General features: G+C 51.2%; 12 protein-coding genes. 1 reads left to right on the top strand and 11 read right to left on the bottom strand.

Features of this window, described 5'->3' with window-relative positions; genetic code table 11:
* Positions 1 to 42 precede the first annotated feature (42 nt).
* The 4 genes from FHS16_RS26010 to FHS16_RS25995 form a co-directional block, all read right to left on the bottom strand.
* Positions 43 to 1629 carry an extracellular solute-binding protein gene (locus FHS16_RS26010; protein ID WP_183569688.1) on the bottom strand — a complete coding sequence of 529 codons (1587 nt, stop codon included), beginning with the start codon at positions 1627 to 1629 and terminating at the stop codon, positions 43 to 45.
* Between the two features lie 86 nt (positions 1630 to 1715).
* Positions 1716 to 2612 carry a carbohydrate ABC transporter permease gene (locus tag FHS16_RS26005; RefSeq protein ID WP_246431971.1) on the bottom strand — a complete coding sequence of 299 codons (897 nt, stop codon included), beginning with the start codon at positions 2610 to 2612 and terminating at the stop codon, positions 1716 to 1718.
* Positions 2613 to 2614: 2 nt separating this feature from the next.
* On the bottom strand, positions 2615 to 3475 hold the full coding sequence (locus FHS16_RS26000; RefSeq protein ID WP_183569748.1) for an ABC transporter permease: 861 nt from the start codon (positions 3473 to 3475) through the stop codon (positions 2615 to 2617).
* 213 nt (positions 3476 to 3688) lie between these two features.
* On the bottom strand, positions 3689 to 5995 hold the full coding sequence (locus FHS16_RS25995) for a helix-turn-helix domain-containing protein (RefSeq protein WP_183569686.1): 2307 nt from the start codon (positions 5993 to 5995) through the stop codon (positions 3689 to 3691).
* A 277-nt stretch (positions 5996 to 6272) separates the two neighbouring features.
* On the opposite strand from FHS16_RS25995, the gene FHS16_RS25990 reads away from it, so the two are divergent.
* Entirely contained in the window at positions 6273 to 6629 is a 357-nt protein-coding gene (locus FHS16_RS25990) for a helix-turn-helix domain-containing protein (protein WP_183569684.1), read from the top strand.
* Here the strand turns inward: FHS16_RS25990 and FHS16_RS25985 are convergent, their stop codons facing one another.
* From FHS16_RS25985 to FHS16_RS25955, 7 genes are all read right to left on the bottom strand, one after another.
* Positions 6630 to 7472 (bottom strand): hypothetical protein, encoded by an 843-nt coding sequence (locus FHS16_RS25985; protein WP_183569683.1) that lies wholly within the window; start codon positions 7470 to 7472, stop codon positions 6630 to 6632. It lies immediately after the preceding gene.
* 176 nt (positions 7473 to 7648) lie between these two features.
* Positions 7649 to 10882 carry a DUF1542 domain-containing protein gene (locus FHS16_RS31990; protein WP_246431970.1) on the bottom strand — a complete coding sequence of 1078 codons (3234 nt, stop codon included), beginning with the start codon at positions 10880 to 10882 and terminating at the stop codon, positions 7649 to 7651.
* Between the two features lie 27 nt (positions 10883 to 10909).
* A complete protein-coding gene (locus FHS16_RS25975) occupies positions 10910 to 12250 on the bottom strand; it encodes a UDP-glucose dehydrogenase family protein (protein ID WP_183569680.1) in 1341 nt (446 codons plus the stop codon).
* 29 nt (positions 12251 to 12279) lie between these two features.
* Positions 12280 to 13650, bottom strand: a complete 1371-nt coding sequence (locus FHS16_RS25970) for a sugar phosphate nucleotidyltransferase (protein WP_183569678.1) — start codon at positions 13648 to 13650, stop codon at positions 12280 to 12282.
* Positions 13651 to 13715: 65 nt separating this feature from the next.
* The gene (locus FHS16_RS25965) at positions 13716 to 14663 is read right to left on the bottom strand and encodes a polysaccharide pyruvyl transferase family protein (protein ID WP_183569676.1); all 948 of its coding nucleotides are present in this window, start codon (positions 14661 to 14663) and stop codon (positions 13716 to 13718) included.
* 1 nt (position 14664) lies between these two features.
* A complete protein-coding gene (locus tag FHS16_RS25960; RefSeq protein ID WP_183569674.1) occupies positions 14665 to 16017 on the bottom strand; it encodes an oligosaccharide flippase family protein in 1353 nt (450 codons plus the stop codon).
* Positions 16018 to 16026: 9 nt separating this feature from the next.
* Complete coding sequence (locus FHS16_RS25955; protein ID WP_183569672.1) at positions 16027 to 16926, bottom strand: glycosyltransferase; 900 nt, start codon at positions 16924 to 16926, stop codon at positions 16027 to 16029.
* Position 16927 lies beyond the last annotated feature (1 nt).

Here is a 16927-nt window from a genome sequence, read left to right as displayed (position 1 = left end):
GCAATCCTAACCACTTTACGCTTGCGGGAAGAGCCTCCCCCTCTACTTCAAGTTTTGTTTGTTGCTTTCATACCATTCCTGCACAAGCATCTCCACATTCTCTCCGCCCAGCCGCTTCCATTCTTTTCTCATATCCGCCATGCCCTCCTGCGGGGACAAAGCGCCCCCGCCCGTTACGATTTTGGCTTCAATCTGCTGGGCGATCGGTGCAAAGGTTGCAATCAGCTGGCTTACCTCGGGCAAATCCGGATTATAGGCGATATCCCTCCGATAGTTGTTTTTCATGGCCGTCACAAGCCCATCTGCCTTGAGCTTCGCCTGCTCCTGGGAAATCGGATCCTGAGCCGCCATCAACGAGAACCATTCCGGCTTCGGATCCCATTCGTTCAGAATGGCATACTCTCTTGCATAGAAAACTTCCTTCCGGAATAGGTCGGCATCCGTCTTCTGCGGCACTTCACCCACTAGCTTATAGTGGACATCCGGCTCACCGATCCGCAGCGGCTCCCAGCCCGCCTCCAGCATCCAGTCCAGAAATTGGATCGCAGCCTTTGCTTTGTCTTCTTTCATGCTCGCGTTAAAAGCGATGTACATATTGGCAGGAACTTCTTGATAAAGACCGTTCCGGCCATAGGAGGAAGCGACTGGCTCTAGCGGAACGACCTTGGCATCCGGCACATTTTTCTTCAGATCCACGAACTCCGCGCCCATCGTCCATGAGCCTAGATAAATGCCTGATTTGCCAGTCGTCCACAGCTGAAGCGAACGCTGGAAATTAGTGTCTGTAATATATTCCTTGTCAATTAAGCCTTCGTCGAACAGCTGCTTCTGAAGAGCCAGCGAATCCGTGTACCGATCCAATATGCGGCCAAATGAGAGCCTTCCGTCCTCCAAATACCATTGGTTCTCATTGTTGAAAAAGAAGGCTCTCAATATTTGTACACCGTTATAGTTAAACGTAATCGGTACCGTATCCGCGCTGCCATTGCCGTCCGGGTCTCCTTCCTTGAACTTGCGTGCAACATCAAGCAGCTCCTCAACAGTCGTAGGCGCCTTCAGGCCCAGCTTATCCAGCCAATCCTGACGGATCATAATGCCGTGATTGGCTACCGTTTCCTGCCCGCGCGCGCTGGCGAGCGCATACATCTTCCCGTTAATCGTCAGGAAAGGCTTCAGCTCAGGGTGCTTCTCCAAATAAGCTTTGTAGGTCGTGCTGTATTTCTCAATATAGCCGTCTACGGGCTGAATGGCGCCCTGCGCCGCCAGCTGGCTAATGTAGCTCCGATCATATTCCCAGATGAGATCCGGCGCCGACCCGGATGCGATCAGCGTGTTCAGCTTCTGCTGGACTTGCGTGCGCGGCACCGGAATCCAGTTGACCTTGGCTGGCGCGTTGTCGTTTATCCACCTGGTCCAGCGGTTATTCTCGTAGCTGCCTTCCTCCGCCGCTACTTCGCCCCGGTCCAGTATGGACACGCTAATTTCTTTTTTAGCCTCGGCTGCGGTATCCTCTCCAGCCTTCGGCGTGCTTGCCGGCTCCGCTGGCTCCGAGCTGCCCGTACAGCCAGCGAGCAATGCAAGCAGCAAGCTAATGGCGATTACCGTTGTGCCGATCTTCTTTTTTCTCATCCCGTGCTCATCCCCTTTAACCTTTAGCTTTTAGCTTTTAGCTTTTAGCTTTTAGCCTTTAGCTTTTAGCTTTTAGCCTTTAGCTTTCAGCCTTTCACCGATCCGATTAAAACGCCTTTGACGAAATGCTTCTGCAGGAACGGATATACGCACAGAATCGGCGTAACGGCTATGATGATTGCCGCCGCTTTGATCCCTTCCGGCGTCAACAAAATCTGCTCTGCTCCTTCGCTGCCTCCTGCATGGTTAAGCAGGCTGGCATCTACCTGGTTGATCATCTGATACAGCTTCACCATCAGCGATTGATGCGAGCTTTTGGTAATGTACAGCAGGACCTGAAAATAGGAATTCCACCAGCCAACCGCATAGAACAACGAAAGCGACGCGATAATCGGCTTGCACAGCGGCAGCATAACCTGCGTCAGAATCCGCCAGTCGCCGGCACCGTCCATTGCTGCCGACTCCTCGATCTCCTCCGGCAAGCCCTCCATGAAAGTTTTCATCACAAATAGGTTATAGGTGCTGACTAAGGCGGGAAGCCACAGTGACCAATACGTGTCCATCAAACCGAGTGACTTCACAAGAATAAAGCTAGGTATGATTCCGGATACGAACAGCATCGTGAACGTGATGAACAGAAGCAGTCCGCTGCGTCCCATCAGTCTGCGCTTGGAGAGCGGATAAGCCGCAAGAATCGTCATGAGCATATTTAGCGATGTGCCAATAAGCGTGATTACAACCGTATTGCGCATGGCAACCAAAATCTGCCCGTCTTCAAACAAGCGATTATAAGCATGTAGATTGAATTCGACCGGCCACAGCAGCACCTCGCCTGCCGTTATCGCTCTGCTGCTGCTAAAAGAGGCTGCGAGCTCATACCAAAGCGGAAAAAGAGCGAGCAGCGAGGAGAGGCCTAAAAACATGTAAAGAAACCCTCTCCCCATTCCTTCGGCGATCCCATATGCACGCGATGTCCTTTTCATCGTCACCACAGCCCCCTCTCGCCGAATCTGCGAATGAGTTGATTGACAGAGACAACGAGCAGGAAGCCGATCAACGATTGGAACAGCCCAAGCGCAGTCGTATAGCTGTAGTTCATATTTTGCAGCCCGACACGATACACATAGGTGCTGATTACATCCGCGACATCAAGTACCGACTGGTTCTGGAGCACCAAGGTCTGCTCCAAGCCGACATCCATCATATGCCCCATGCGAAGAATCAATAATATGGCAATCGTGCTGCGTATGCCTGGCAGCGTGATGTGCCAGATCTGCCGCCATTTGCTCGCCCCGTCGATTTTGGCTGCCTCATACAGCAGTGGGTCAATAGACGCCATCGCTGCCAAATACAAAATAGTGCCCCACCCCGCCTCGCGCCAAATGCCGGACAGCGTGTAAACGACTGGCCACCATGCCGAGTCAGCCATAAAATAAATAGGCTCTATGCCGAAAGCCTGCTTTAGAATCAGATTGACCACACCTGTGCTCGGCGATAAAACGGCAATGACGATACCGCCAAGCACGACCCAAGAGATGAAATGCGGCAAATACAGCAGGTTCTGCACCGTTCTCTTATACCATTCCTTGCGCACCTCATTAAGCAGCAGAGCAAGCAGGATTGGCACCGGAAATCCGAAGACAAGGCTGTATACGTTCAGCAACAGCGTATTGCGCAGCACCCGCCAGAAATCCACACTTTCAAACAGCATGTGGAAATGCCTAAGGCCTACCCAATCGCTTCCCCAGATCCCGTCCGCAAACCGATAATTCTTGAACGCAATGACTTCTCCCGCCATCGGAGCATATTTAAAGAGAACATAAAACAAGATAATCGGCAGGAGCATGAAGTACAAATGCCTATCCCGTTTAAGCCGGATCCAGATCGTCTCCCCCCCCTTATCCTCCGTTTACGCTTCGATCGTAAACGACATGGAGGGAGGTTGAAAATAGACATGTTCTGTGCCTAGTGTCTTTTGCTGCGAAAAGCTGTGTCTCTTTTTTTGAACAGGTGCATTCTTCCGCTGTCATTTGCCTAGAATCCTGCTCCCTGTAAGCATTCACGGGCGATCCCCCGATGACAGCTCCCGGTATTCGGTCGGAGTCTTTCCCGTATATTTTTTGAAGGTCCGCAGAAAGCTTCGCGTATTCATATACCCTACCGCCTCGGACACCTCGTTTACCTTAAGGTCGGTGCTTGCAAGCAAGGCTTTGGATGCATCGATGCGAGCCTCGATGAGGTAATCAATGAAATTCCGCTCCGTGTACTCTTTGAACTGCTTGCTTATGTAGGTAGGACTTAGCTGGAAATGCTCGGCTAGCCGATCCAGCGAGAAGTCGCTTTCATGATAATGGCTCTGAATGTAGCCCACCATTCGGTCAATGGTGCCACTCTTTCCCCGCTGGCTGCGCTTGCTCGTAAGCTTGCCTGCCAGCTCACTCAGTACGGCGAGAACGAGCTGCTCCGCGTGCTTCCAATCCTCAGACTGCTCGATTTTCTCATAGATGCTATCGAGATTCCCCATCGACTCCTCCGGGCCAATGCCAAGTGAGTCAGCGGTCTGAAGCGCATTGACGATCAAATCAAAGGAAAACTGGCGAATGAAATCCGGGGCTAGGCCCTGCTCCACCGCCTGCTCAAATGCTTGGCGGACCTCGAGCCCGAGCTTCGCTATATCAGCAAGCTTAAGCATGTCCATAATTCGGGCTGTTTTCCGGCTTAAGCGATAGTATTGCTGGCTGTTAGAAGGCTGAATATCCTCAATTGAGATGACGGCATGCTGGCCGAACAGCAGCTTATACCGAAGCGCCTTCCTTGACTCGTTATAGGAGCTTTGAATGTCCTTGAGCGCCCTAACGCCCCTGCCTACGCCAGCAGTAACGACCAAACCGAATTGCTTCTTAATGATTTCAAGCAGCAGCTCTACCATGGCGAGCGCACGCAAATGATTCTGTTCCGCATCCCCTTCCGCAAAGCTGAAGAGCAGTACAGCTCGTCCGCCGCCCAGGTCGATTGCCGCGCCTCTGCTTTCCTTTCCCATGAGCTCCTCCGCTACGTTGCAGAATACATAGGTATAAAGCGTCTCGTCCCGCGGGCTAATGCCGCCCTCCGGCTTGCCGATCTCCGCCGTACAGACAAGATAACGCTCTGGGTAGAGACGGATGCCCGTAAATTCCAGATGATGCTGAAGCGCCTGATAATCCGTTCGATATCCAGCCAGCATGTCCATGATCAATCGCCATTTCAATACGGACTTCGAATCTCTGACATGCTTCTCCAGATGCTCCCGATCAAGCAGCATTCTCTCGAATACAGACTCCAAATAGGCAACCCCCGCCGTGTCAAAGCCTTGCTTCTTGGCATCCGGCTGATAAGCTCCAGCAAGCCTCCCGACAAGGCGATCAAGCGGCTTGAAAGTCAAGCGGTTGATATAGAACAGCACGCCTAGCGCAGCGATGATCATGCCGCCCGCTAAAGCGAACAACAAATTGCGGGTAAGCCTAATCGGCTCATAGATCTGTGATTCCGGCAGGATGCTGACTACCTTCCAGCCTGTATAAGCGGAGGTTCTGTAGAATACCGTTTGCGGGACGCCATCCTGCTTTATCCGCAAGGAGCCGCTTCCTTCAGCCTCCAAAATGCTTTTCATATAGGGCAGCTGTTTTCGGTTCTGGTACAGCATCGTTTTGTCATCGTGGCTGACGACATTCCCTTCCGCGTCGAAGATAAACAAATGACCGCTTGCGTTATTGTCATACACCGATTGAATCATGCTGTAGATGACATCCTCGTTAATGTTCACAGCAGCTATGCCGTTCCGGTAACCCGGGCGGCTGAGCGTCGGATAGGAACGAATAAGCGTTACAACGTTTTGCGTTGCCGTGCCATCCCACACGGGATGGGTGGTCAGCCATTTGGAATAGCCGGGCATCGCTATGTAATCATCCAGCCAGTTGTCTCCTTGCGAGATATCGTTCATATAAGCCTTCTCGGTCAATATATCCCCATTCACGGCAGAATAAATAAATATAGAAGAAAAATTCGGATTCGTATTAATAAAATGCTTCAATTTGGTCGTAAGCCCGTAGTAGTTGCTATAGCGCTGGGCATCGTCTTCATAGCTGTCCAGCATGAAATAAACAAATTCAAGCTCCTCCATTAGCGCGAGCAGATCCTTTTCCGTCTGCCGGAAAGCCGCTTCCATCTTCTGATCCACTTGCCCAAGCAGTGCTAGATTCGTTTTCGTAAGGTCAGATTCCAGCCTGCCGACCGTGCCTTGATAGGATAGCCAGAAGGTGATTGCGATAATGAGCAGGACGATACTGCCGTAAATGAGCATGACTTTCCCCGATATGCTTGCTTTCATCCGTGAGCCTCCTAACGGGATGAAACCATGCAAGCGGAAACCGTTTGCCTGCACGTCCATCTATTTTAGGATAAGCAAACAAACCGAGAAAAAGAACCCGAAGTGTCCCGAGCATACAGACCGTACAGACCGTTCAAGCCTCTAGAAAGGCTTCAAACGTTCATATGATATCAACATTCAGACTTGTACATGCAAATGGTAAACATGCTATAATTATGTGTGCGTTTACCCAACATTTAGATTGATAGAATAGAGACGTTGGAGAGGGGGGATCACGATGTTCGCGAAGCGATTGAAGCAGCTGCGTAAAACGAGGAAATTGACGATGCAGGAATTGGCCGATTATTTAGGTGTTGCCAAAAGCACGTATGCGGGCTATGAATCCGGCTATCGACAGCCAACCATCGAATCCATCCAGACGATCTCGCGCAAGCTTCGCACGTCCGCTGATTATCTACTGGGATTGACCGATTATCCGGAACCGCCTGCCGAGCTTAACCATAATGCAAAGGAATATTTGAATTATGAACAGCTTCATTGGGATGGAGTTCCTTTGGAGAGGGACGATCTAGAGCTCATTCGCAGCTTGCTCGAACGCGTTCTCCGCGACCGTACCCTACCCAAGGATGAATAGTTATCCTCCCATTAACAGCAGCAGCTTCGCTTCAAATTCACTTTGAAGCTGCAGCATCAGACTGCTGTAAGCTTGCTCCCATTCCTCGATATCACCTTGCTCTACCCCATCCTTTTCCGCACTTGCAATCATGCCTTGGAACTTTGCATTACAATCGGCCTCTGCATTCGACAGCCCGTCCATCCACTTTTGATTCAGCTCCTGGAAAGCATATGGATCTGACATATCAAGCTGTGCAACGCTCTCTTCAGCTCCTGCCAGTATCCCGCCCATATCCTGGGTGCATTTCGCTTGAAGCTGTGCCAGCTGCTGCTCGTATTTCACTACTGGGTTTACCGGCGGCTCTGTCACGACTGCTGGCTCTTCCTCCGGCTTTGGCGTACTAACCGTGCCCGGCTTCGTAACCGTTCCTTTATCCGGCTTTTCAGTGCTTGTAGGCTTTGCAGGCTTTGGCGTCTTAACCGGACGCGGCGTTGCAACTGGTTTTTCTGTATCCACACTCTCCGTCACAGGCGTTTCTTCTGGTGCCTCACTTGAATCCGGGAGCTCAGCAACCGGTTCATTCGGTTTGCCTGCTTGTTCCGTTTTACCAGGCTTCACTACTGCAGCCGGCTTCTTTGTAGGCGGCGCTTCCGACGGTATGATCGTGCCATCCAGCTCTGCGATAATAACTGGCGGCGCTCCCTTCGCATTAACAACAAACGATCGGTCTGTCGTTTTGTCCCAATACAGACCACCCCATGCCAGCACCAAGATGACTGCTAGTGATCCCAGTATCACATTAACGGTGTCTGGTTTACTGAAACGCGGGCGTCTTTTTTTTCTTGAGTTTCCTTGGCTCATTCCAGTTCCTACCACCTTCCGTTTTGAACAAGCGTAAACGGCTGAAGCCGTCCGCTAGCGGCTAAACTAACGTTTCGCGTAGAAATATAGAGAAAGTTGGCAAAATGATATACTTTCCTATATTTTGAAAAGAAGCCAGTCCCCCCTCTCAGAGGAGAAGGAGAACTGGCTGCCTTTTAAGAACGCATAATTTCTGTGATAATCGTTGTTAGAAGCTTATTGACCTTGCTCTTCGTTTCATTGATCGCTTTGTTCTTGAGCGCATTGGTCGTTTCAACTTTATTGATAGCATTCAGGGCTTCATTGCGAGCTTGAACAACCTTGACGATCAATTCGGCTTTCTGCTCGTCATCCTTAGCTGCTTTCAGCTCTTTCTTGACAGCATCCAGCTTCTCATCCAGCGCTGCGGCAATTTTCTTGAACTCTTCCTTCGGATCAAGCACGACCTTGTCGTTAACCAGCGTTACCTCCTGCTGGAATACGATTTTGGCCGATCCGCCGTAAGGGTTGATCAGCGTCGCTTGAATGACCGCTTTGCCTTCCGCTACCTTCTTCGGAATCGTCACTTTGCCTCGCGAGTCGACCGTGACATCTTTGCTGCCTGAAACCTTTTTCCATCGCAAGATCGAAGTTGGAAGCTCTTTGCCCATCAGCTTCAGCGTGTAGTCATGCTGCGTGCCGTTTGCCGTAATCTTGACGGAGGAGACAACCTCAGAGCGAATATAAGCTACCGTCAATGCGTTAAGCGCCTTTTCCTCGTACTTCAGCTTCACTCGGAATTTCAGAACGGTTGCGTACACATCCACCGGTCTAACGCCCAGATTATAGAACGCTTTGCTTAGTGCATAATCGTCCTTTGCCACTAGAATCTTGCCCATTGCCTCTGTAAGAACCGTATTGATCTTTTCTTTGTTGCCGAGTAGCTGAGCAAGATCTTTTGCACTCATTTTTGAAATAATAGCGCGCATCGTGCCTTCAACGCCCAGACGCTCATCGCCGTCACCGAACATGAGGACGAGGAAATCATCCATCGTAAGGTTCTCAACGCCCCCTGCCGCGGCAATCGTCTTCAGTGTTGCGCGGAATTCCGGATTCGTACGGATGGCTTCAAGCTGCTTTGCTTCAGGATCGTATTGAATCGATCCCACTGCTTTGATCATTTGGAACAAGCTCTTCTTCAGCTCTGCCTTGTCTATCTCAGTAGGCAATTGAGACGCGATTCGGTTCCAAATCGGGTCGATTAACGCCTGGTCCTTGGCAAAGTCCAGCTTCGCCATCTCGTCGCGCAGGTTGCGAACATCCTGCACGTCAGCCGGATCGCCTGCAAGCAGCGCCGCATGAAGCTTATTCATCCTGGCAAGGAACTGCTCAGCTGGGAAGTGATCGCCTGCTCTCGCTGTTAAGGTGATTTCCTTCTCGAATACGACCTTGGCTGCTCCGCCGTATGGATTAATGAAGGTAGCACGAACGAGCGCCTTTCCGTTCTCTGCGTCCCGGTTCAGCGTAATGGTTCCATTCGCATCCACCTTCACGCTTTGACTGCCGGATACTTTGCTCCATCTAAGCGCAAGCGCCGGCACATCAACACCGAATACCTTCAATGTGAGCTTCTGCTCCCGCCCGTTATCGCTCACTTTAGCGGTCTCTACCGCTTCTGAGCGCAGCAAGGCAACCGTCAACGCGTTAAGAGCCGGCTCATCCTTCTTAAGCTGCTGCTGGAAATTAACCCAAGTATCGTTAAACTCCTTCGCAGTAACACCAAGCTCGCTTAAAGCGGAACTCACCTTGTAGTTTTCTTTATCGCTTAGGAGAAGCCCTGCCTTCTGAAGCAGCAAGGCGGGTAATGCTTGCTTATCGCCAAGCAGCTGAAGCAGACCTGATGGCGACAAGCCCGCCAGGTGGCTTCGAATCGCGCCTTCTAGTCCGCTTCCTGCTTCTTCTGAACCAAAGAAGAAGACGAGGATATCATCCACGACAAAGCTTGGCTCACCGCCTGCTTGTCCTAGCTCCTTCAATGTGGCCCGGAATTCAGGATTGTTTCGAATGCTCTCCAGGCTGGCAGCCTGCCCATCGTAAGGAATCGATATTACGGCTTTGAATATGTTGAATAAGCCTTCCTTCAATGCAGCCTGATCCGCATCTTCCGGCAGATTCGCCGTCAGCTTATTCCAGATCGGATCAATCAACGCTTGATCCTTGGCAAAGGTGAGCTGGCTAAGCTCGTTGCGCAATTGAATAATGGCTTGGATATCTGCTGGGTCCCCTGCAGCAAGCGCTTCCTGCACCTTTTTCATACGTGCTAGGAAAGCCGCCGCCGGGAACTCGGTTTCTTGCGTTGCGGCTGCTTTCAGCGTCACTTCTTGCTCATATACAACCTTTGCCGCACCTCCGTACGGATTGATTAGCTTCGCTTGAATCACTGCCGTTCCGCTTGCTGCGTCCCCTGGAATCGTCACAACGCCCGTTGGCTTCACGGTCACATTCGCATCGCCAGATGCCTTTGACCACTGCAGCACAGCTGGGTAGATGGAAACGCCAAATACGTTCAAGCTATATGCATGCGTACGGCCCACATCCGTTATTTTCACATCCGTCTTCGCAGCCGAACGGATATAAGCGACGGTCATTGCACTAATTGCAGGCTCGTCCTTCTTCAACTTAACCTGGAACTGCAGCACTGTTGATCTCACGTCCTGCGGCGTTATGCCGAGGTTTTCCATAATCGCACTGAACTTGTACTGGCCGGTTTCTCCGAGCAGCTCTTCGGTTGCCTGGAGCAAAACAGCCGTTATCCCTTGCTTGTTGCCAAGCAGCTGAATCAGCTCGACAGGCGTCTTCTTAGCCAGCAAGCTGCCGATTGTGCCTTCGACCCCTTTGCGGCTGGCGCCGTCTCCAAATAGAAAGACGAGGAAGTCATCCAATCTAATGTTCTCATCCCCGCCTGCTGCCGCAATCGTCTTGATTGTTGCACGGAATTCAGGGTTGGTGCGGATAGCTTCCAAATCAGAAGCGGCTGGATCATAGCGGAAGGATCCGACCGCCTTGATGATCCGGAATAAGCTGGCCTTTAATGCAGCTTGATCTACCGTCTCAGGCAGCTTTGCGCTGATTTTCGACCATATGGGATCGATTAAATTCACATTTGACGCCTCATCAAGTCCAGCAATCTCATCGCGGAAATTTCTGACCTCTTGCATATCTGTGGGATCGCCGGCCGCAAGCGCGGCATACAAATTGTTCATGCGATCCAGGAATACGCTGGATGGCAATTCCGTCTCAGCGGCATATGCCGTTTGGCTAATTCCAAGTTTCTCCGCAAGCCCCTTTTGGCTTAACGGCAATCCGCCAAGCGACGCAGTAAGCATCGACAGTGCAAGCGCAGATAAAGTGATCCTTTTTCTAAACATCATCTCGTCACCTCTGATCATCATTTTGGTCTAGAATTGCAGAACGGGCATTTGCTCCTTAACGCCTTGATTCAAGCTGGGACGGCCAACAGAATAATACACGAATTCAGTTCCGAGCAAATCTTCCTCTTCAAATACGTTGCGGCCATCGATTAAGATAGGACTGCTCAGTACCTTCTGGAGCGTTCCGAGATCAACGCGCGAGAATTCCTCCCACTCGGTCAGCAAGCATAGCGCATCTGCGCTCTGTGCTGCCTCCAATGCGCTCAGACACCAATCCACTCCGTTAATGTCATAAATGGAGCGGAAATTTTCCGTTGCGATTGGATCATAGGCTTTTACCTTAACCCCATTATCAACCAAGTGCTGAATAATCTCGGCTGCTGGAGAATCTCGGACATCGTCCGTGTTTGGCTTGAAGGAAAGCCCCCAAACCGCGATAGTTTTGCCATGCAGCTCGTGATGGAAAATCGTTTCGAGCTTGCGAATAACGTTGAAACGCTGATCTTGGTTGACTTCGACCACCGAACGAAGCAGCTTGAATTCGTAATCGACATGCCCCGCTATCTGAATCAAAGCGCTCGTATCCTTTGGGAAGCAGGAGCCGCCATAACCGATGCCCGCTTTCAGGAAGGACGGGCCGATACGCCTATCGTAGCCCATACCCTCAGCGACCTTGGTTACATCGGCGCCTACCTTCTCGCAAATGTTTGCGATTTCGTTAATGAATGATATCTTCGTTGCCAGGAAAGCGTTGGATGCGTACTTAATCATTTCCGCGCTGCGAATGTCCGTTACGACGATTTGCTCCGTAAGCGGAATATGCAGCAGCGTCATCACATCCGCAGCTGATTTCGAGCTCGCTCCGATAATAATGCGGTCGGGATTCAGCGTATCCTGAATCGCCGAGCCTTCTCTTAAAAACTCCGGCAGCGAAATGCTGTCGAATCGCTCCTTTGTGTAGTCGCTGATTAGACTTGCAAGCCGTTCATTCGTGCCGACTGGAACCGTGCTTTTGACCGCTATGATTTTGTAACCATTCATCGCCTCGGCAATTTCGATAGCGGCTTGGTTAATGTAAGAGAGATTTGCCTCGCCGTTCGGCAGAGGAGGCGTCCCAACTGCCAATATAATAATTTCCGATTGGCGGACTGCATCCTGCAGATCGGTCGTGAAGGTCAGCATACCCGCTTCACGGTTCGATGCAGCCAGCTCTTTAAGGCCAGGCTCGTAAATGGGGATGCCGCCTGCATTCAATATGTCTATTTTGCGAGGATCCTTGTCTACGCAAATGACACGGTTGCCCAGCTCCGCATAACAAATTCCTGATACAAGCCCAACATAGCCCGTTCCGATAACCGTGATGTTCATGCCCATCGCTCCTTCATTCATTCAATTAGTTATACCGTGCACAATTCCAAAATTTCTTTCCAATCGAAAGCAAGCCGTACAATGTCCTCTTCAATCAGCTCCGTGCCTGTCTGCACCTCAATGATGTCCATCTCGGTTTCCGCCCGCAGGCTGTGGAGGCTTTCTTTTGATATTGTTAATACATCGCCTTCGCTCACTTGAAAACTTTTGCCATTCAGGACCATCACTCCATGTCCCGCAACGATTGTCCATACTTCATTCCTGAGCTGGTGATATTGATAGCTTAAATTCCGGCCCGGCGCAACGCAGATCCTTTTGGTCAATACTTCCTTGCCGCTTGGATATTTCAAGTAATCCAGCACGCGGTAACGGCCCCAGCGACGTTCCTCGTACATCGGCCGTTGATCGGAATGCTTCATGACTTCCTTAATCATTGGACTCGAGGCCTTATCCGAAACCAAGATCCCGTCCGGACTGGCCGCAACGACCACATTGGAAACATTCAACAGCGTGATTGGGATATCAAGCTCATTAATGACATGCGTATTGACCGAATCTCCGGTAATAATGCCTCTGCCGATCAACGGTGTCTCAATTTCCTCCGTCAGCGTGTTCCAAGTACCGAGGTCCTTCCAGTCGCCATCAAACGGCAGCGCTACGATATGATTGGATTTCTCGACAATCTCGTAGTCGAAGCTGTTCTTCGGAAGCTTATCGTACTGCTTCAGCATCTCGTCGTACTGAATAGGCAGCTCATTCGCGATCAATATGTTAATGAGGAAATCGAGCTTGAATGCGAAAACCCCGCAGTTCCAAAGCGCAGCCTGCTCAATCATCGCTGCCGCTTCTTCTTCGCGGGGTTTCTCTTTGAAACTGTGAACATCGACAAATGTTTCATCCGCCGAAGAAGCAGGCTCCGGCACGATATAGCCGTATTTCTCGGATGGATAGGTTGGCTTGACGCCCATTAGCGCCAAATCAGCGCCCGATTCATTCAGTACCAGCTCAAGCTCCTTCGTTTTGTGGAAAAATGACTCCTCTACGAACGGATCGACCGGCATCACGACAACCGTCTCGTTCAGGCTCACACCTTGTACCGAATACAAGTAGGTAGCCGCCAACGCGATAGCCGGGAAGGTATCTCTTCTTTCGGGCTCAACGATAACTTCAATCTCGCTTCCAAGCTGGCTATGAATCATATCTACCTGCGGCTTGCTCGTTGCAATATAGGAATGCTCGCGCAATCCGGCGCTCGTTAGCTGGCCCCATACTCGCTGAACCATGGATTCCCGCTCGCCTTCCGCATTTTTGAGCACCTTTAGAAATTGCTTGGACCTCGACTCGTTCGACAACGGCCACAGCCGTTTGCCTGAGCCTCCTGATAGAAGAACAATTTTCATTATGATTCCTCCCATTCGGTTTTGATGGAGCATAATCGGCCTATATCATAAAACTTGCAGCTTGCTTACTTCTTCATCACCAGCTGCGCCGATTTGATGCTGCTGGTCCATGTGTTGTAGTAATTGGAATTTTTGCCGTATGAATTATCGAGCAGCGTGTTCGGCTTGTCCATCAAGCAGGACAGGATATGACCATGCAATCTTGAGGTTTGCACGACCCGGTATCCACTGAAGCGTTTGACCGCCTTATCGACCAGATAGTCCGAATACTTGCCCCAGATCGCCTGCATGGGGAGCGGTACGCCGCTCTTCGTCATCATCTGCCCGATCATCTTGATCGACCTTCTTTCGACGCGGTTGTAAAGCGATGCCCAGTCCAGGTAATCGCCTCTCCCTGCCAATTCAAAGCTCTCCTGCTCGCTTGTTTTCTCAATGTCGGTCCGGAAGAAGCACAGCAGCTCTTTGCCGGGGGTGCTTTTGGGCAATATCGGCCATAGCTGATGTGCCATGTCAGGCGATAAATACACGCAGCATTTAGCGAATTTTTGAGCGGCTACGCCATATGACAAGGTGTCTCTTACAAATAGATGCACATCCTTGTGTGCGTTGAATATCGCTGCCGTCCGGTCATACTCCGCATCCTTCTCGAAGAAGATCGTCTGCGGAAGAAGGACGATGCGATGATTCGGATAATCCTTGACGATTTTCTCGCGCAGCTTCTGATGCACCGGGTATAGATCGCCGAAGTTTCCTCCGCCTTGCAGCACAATGATCTGATCCATCGGTATGGCAAGCTTATCGGGGAAATCAAGAACGCTGTAACGCGCTGTAACGCGAATTCCATTGTCTTTGAAGAACGCCTCCGCCCCTTTCATAATCAGCAGATCGCCGCCGTTGTTATAAACGGGATAATCGACATAATATATACTCGAGCCAGGCGGGATCACCTTCAGGATTTGAAGCAGCTGTTTTTTCAGGCCCTCCATCGGGTGTACGTTCGATTCTACTAACATGTCAGCGCGCTCCTTTACGTTGTTTTTTGTCTTTCAGTCGCTCGATAAGAAACTTGAAATCATTCCGGTCAAATAACATTCCGCGCAGTCCTACGCGGAATATAATCCGCATCGAAGCCATCGTCACCGCTAAACGGATAACAGCGCCAATCAATAGGGCTAACGCGATGCCGTTAAGTCCGTACATCGGCGTGAATAGGAAGAATAAGCCGATGGTTACCGCAAGCGCGATGAGTTGGCGCATAAGCACAAGTCCCGGTCGTCCCATCGCATTAAAGGAAGAAGCCAGTATCCAAGAGCCGCCGCCTAGAATGCATTCGAATGAGAGGAGATAGAACGCACCGCTCGCTTCCAGAAACGGCGCTCCGAACAGGATACCCATGAGGTATCTGCCAATGAACATGCTCGGAATAACGACGATGGTCATAAGCAGCATGGAAAGCCTGAACGCCCGGCCAACCGTTGCGATAATCGCTGAATTCTCCATGCCGGTTACCTTCGGAAACACGACATTCGTAATGGCCATCTGCACGACGTTGAATACGCGGGACAGCGCATATACCACCGTGTATAGCCCGAGCTCCCTAGCGGTCAGCATGGAGAGGATGATGATTTTATCAAACTGCGAGTAGAGCGTTCCGAGCAGCTCGACACCGAATACTTTGCTTCCATAGCCGAACAGCGCTTTAGCAGCGAGCCGGTTGCCGAGGCCCTTCAGCCATTCAATGCGCAGCGCATCCCTGATGCTGTATAGGGACCAAGCCACGACGAGCACGCTGGTCACCAAGAAAACAACCGATGCATTCCATAGGCTCAGGTCGCCCATTGCCCATAAAGCCGATAGCCCGACAAGATTGAACAATGGAACGCATAGACGCAATCCGTTGTACACGTTGAATCTGCTTGTGCTCTGTGCGAGCGCTGAGATGAGATTAATCGCCAGCAATATAGGCAGCATGAGCACCGCATACCATCTCGCTATCGCGACAATGTCAGCTGGGTAATTCCCGAGCCAAGTTGGCATCCATATCCATGCGATGACGCCAACAATGATGCTGACCGGGATTTGAAACAAAAACCCTGCTCTTACAAAATCGCCCGCGCTGCCTTTGTTTTGTTTCAGGTTATAAATGAGAGAGGTCGGCAAGCCGAACCCTACAAGTCCCGCGAGCAATGTCGGCCAGAATAGAATAGCCGAGAACTCGCCTTTCCCGACTACGCCGAACATGCGCGCCGTCACGATTGAGGTTAGCGTGCTAATAACCATGACGAGCAAATTCGTTGCGCTTGTCCGCATAATCGTTTGTACGAGTCCGTTGCCTCTCCATGCTTTCGAAATGGCGAGCTGTGCCATAGCTGTACGTCAACCCCTGCCGTTATAACGCAGGATGCCGACTAGCGACCCGTTGCGGTAACATATTTTCACAACCTGGCGTATGAATCTTTTGAAATGGAAGATCGACAGCAGCGAGGCTCCAACAGCCTGAACCATTCGAATCACATGCTTCACGATCATCGTGAAGCTTCGGTCCTGCCGCTTGACCGCATCGCTAACCCCTTGCCAGAAGATTCGCTTCAGGAACCACTTCTTCGTCGTGCGCTCCTTGGCGATTTTGTGCTGCACGGATGCATGCGGCGTGTAGAATACCGTGTAACGCTCCCTAATCCGCGCAATCAGCTCGCTCTCCTCGCTTGACAGCAAATTCGTTCCGACCCGGCCCAGATCCTCGCGGAAGGGCTTGAAATGCCGGAAGACGCTGGTCCGGAATGCGACGTTCGCGCCATATGGAATGGCGGGAGCCGGCATCTCCTTCACCTTGTCCGCGTAATCCAGTATCGTAAACACCGACCGGTGCTCCTCCGGTATCCAGTCAGGCTCGGCAACCTCCCAGATCGGGTCGATTCTGCCCCCGACGCAGCCGATGTCCGGGCTGCTCTCGAACACCTCCACGATATGCCGAACCCATCCGGGCGAAGCCAGCGCGTCATCATCAAGAAACAGAATGTATTCGCCCTTCGCCTCCTTAATTGCTCGGTTGCGTGCAACCGACAATCCCAGCTTGTTCTCAAGCACGTAACGAACTCTTGCGCCGTGGCGCTGAGCCAGCGAGCCCACGACCTCAGCTGTATTGTCAGTCGAGCGGTTGTCGATCACAACGATTTCAATCTGTTCCGGCTCATAATTCTGCACGAGCACGCTCTCGATTGCTTCTCCCGTATCCTTGGCCCGGTTATGGGTACAGATGGCAACGGTAACCTTCATC

This window comes from Paenibacillus endophyticus, from assembly GCF_014192395.1.
In the GTDB taxonomy this organism is placed as follows: Bacteria; Bacillota; Bacilli; order Paenibacillales; family Paenibacillaceae; genus Pristimantibacillus; species Pristimantibacillus endophyticus.
The sequence above is the reverse complement of the archived record's forward strand: the minus strand, read 5'-3'. Positions and strand labels throughout refer to the sequence as shown.

Excerpts from the sequence above, each read along its gene's own strand:
- FHS16_RS26010 (WP_183569688.1), bottom strand. The coding sequence starts at position 1,629 with ATGAGAAAAAAGAAGATCGGCACAACGGTAATCGCCATTAGCTTGCTG.
- FHS16_RS26005 (WP_246431971.1), bottom strand. The coding sequence starts at position 2,612 with ATGAAAAGGACATCGCGTGCATATGGGATCGCCGAAGGAATGGGGAGA.
- FHS16_RS26000 (WP_183569748.1), bottom strand. The coding sequence starts at position 3,475 with ATGCTCCTGCCGATTATCTTGTTTTATGTTCTCTTTAAATATGCTCCG.
- FHS16_RS25995 (WP_183569686.1), bottom strand. The coding sequence starts at position 5,995 with ATGAAAGCAAGCATATCGGGGAAAGTCATGCTCATTTACGGCAGTATC.
- FHS16_RS25990 (WP_183569684.1), top strand. The coding sequence starts at position 6,273 with ATGTTCGCGAAGCGATTGAAGCAGCTGCGTAAAACGAGGAAATTGACG.
- FHS16_RS25985 (WP_183569683.1), bottom strand. The coding sequence starts at position 7,472 with ATGAGCCAAGGAAACTCAAGAAAAAAAAGACGCCCGCGTTTCAGTAAA.
- FHS16_RS31990 (WP_246431970.1), bottom strand. The coding sequence starts at position 10,882 with ATGATGTTTAGAAAAAGGATCACTTTATCTGCGCTTGCACTGTCGATG.
- FHS16_RS25975 (WP_183569680.1), bottom strand. The coding sequence starts at position 12,250 with ATGAACATCACGGTTATCGGAACGGGCTATGTTGGGCTTGTATCAGGA.
- FHS16_RS25970 (WP_183569678.1), bottom strand. The coding sequence starts at position 13,650 with ATGAAAATTGTTCTTCTATCAGGAGGCTCAGGCAAACGGCTGTGGCCG.
- FHS16_RS25965 (WP_183569676.1), bottom strand. The coding sequence starts at position 14,663 with ATGTTAGTAGAATCGAACGTACACCCGATGGAGGGCCTGAAAAAACAG.
- FHS16_RS25960 (WP_183569674.1), bottom strand. The coding sequence starts at position 16,017 with ATGGCACAGCTCGCCATTTCGAAAGCATGGAGAGGCAACGGACTCGTA.
- FHS16_RS25955 (WP_183569672.1), bottom strand. The coding sequence starts at position 16,926 with ATGAAGGTTACCGTTGCCATCTGTACCCATAACCGGGCCAAGGATACG.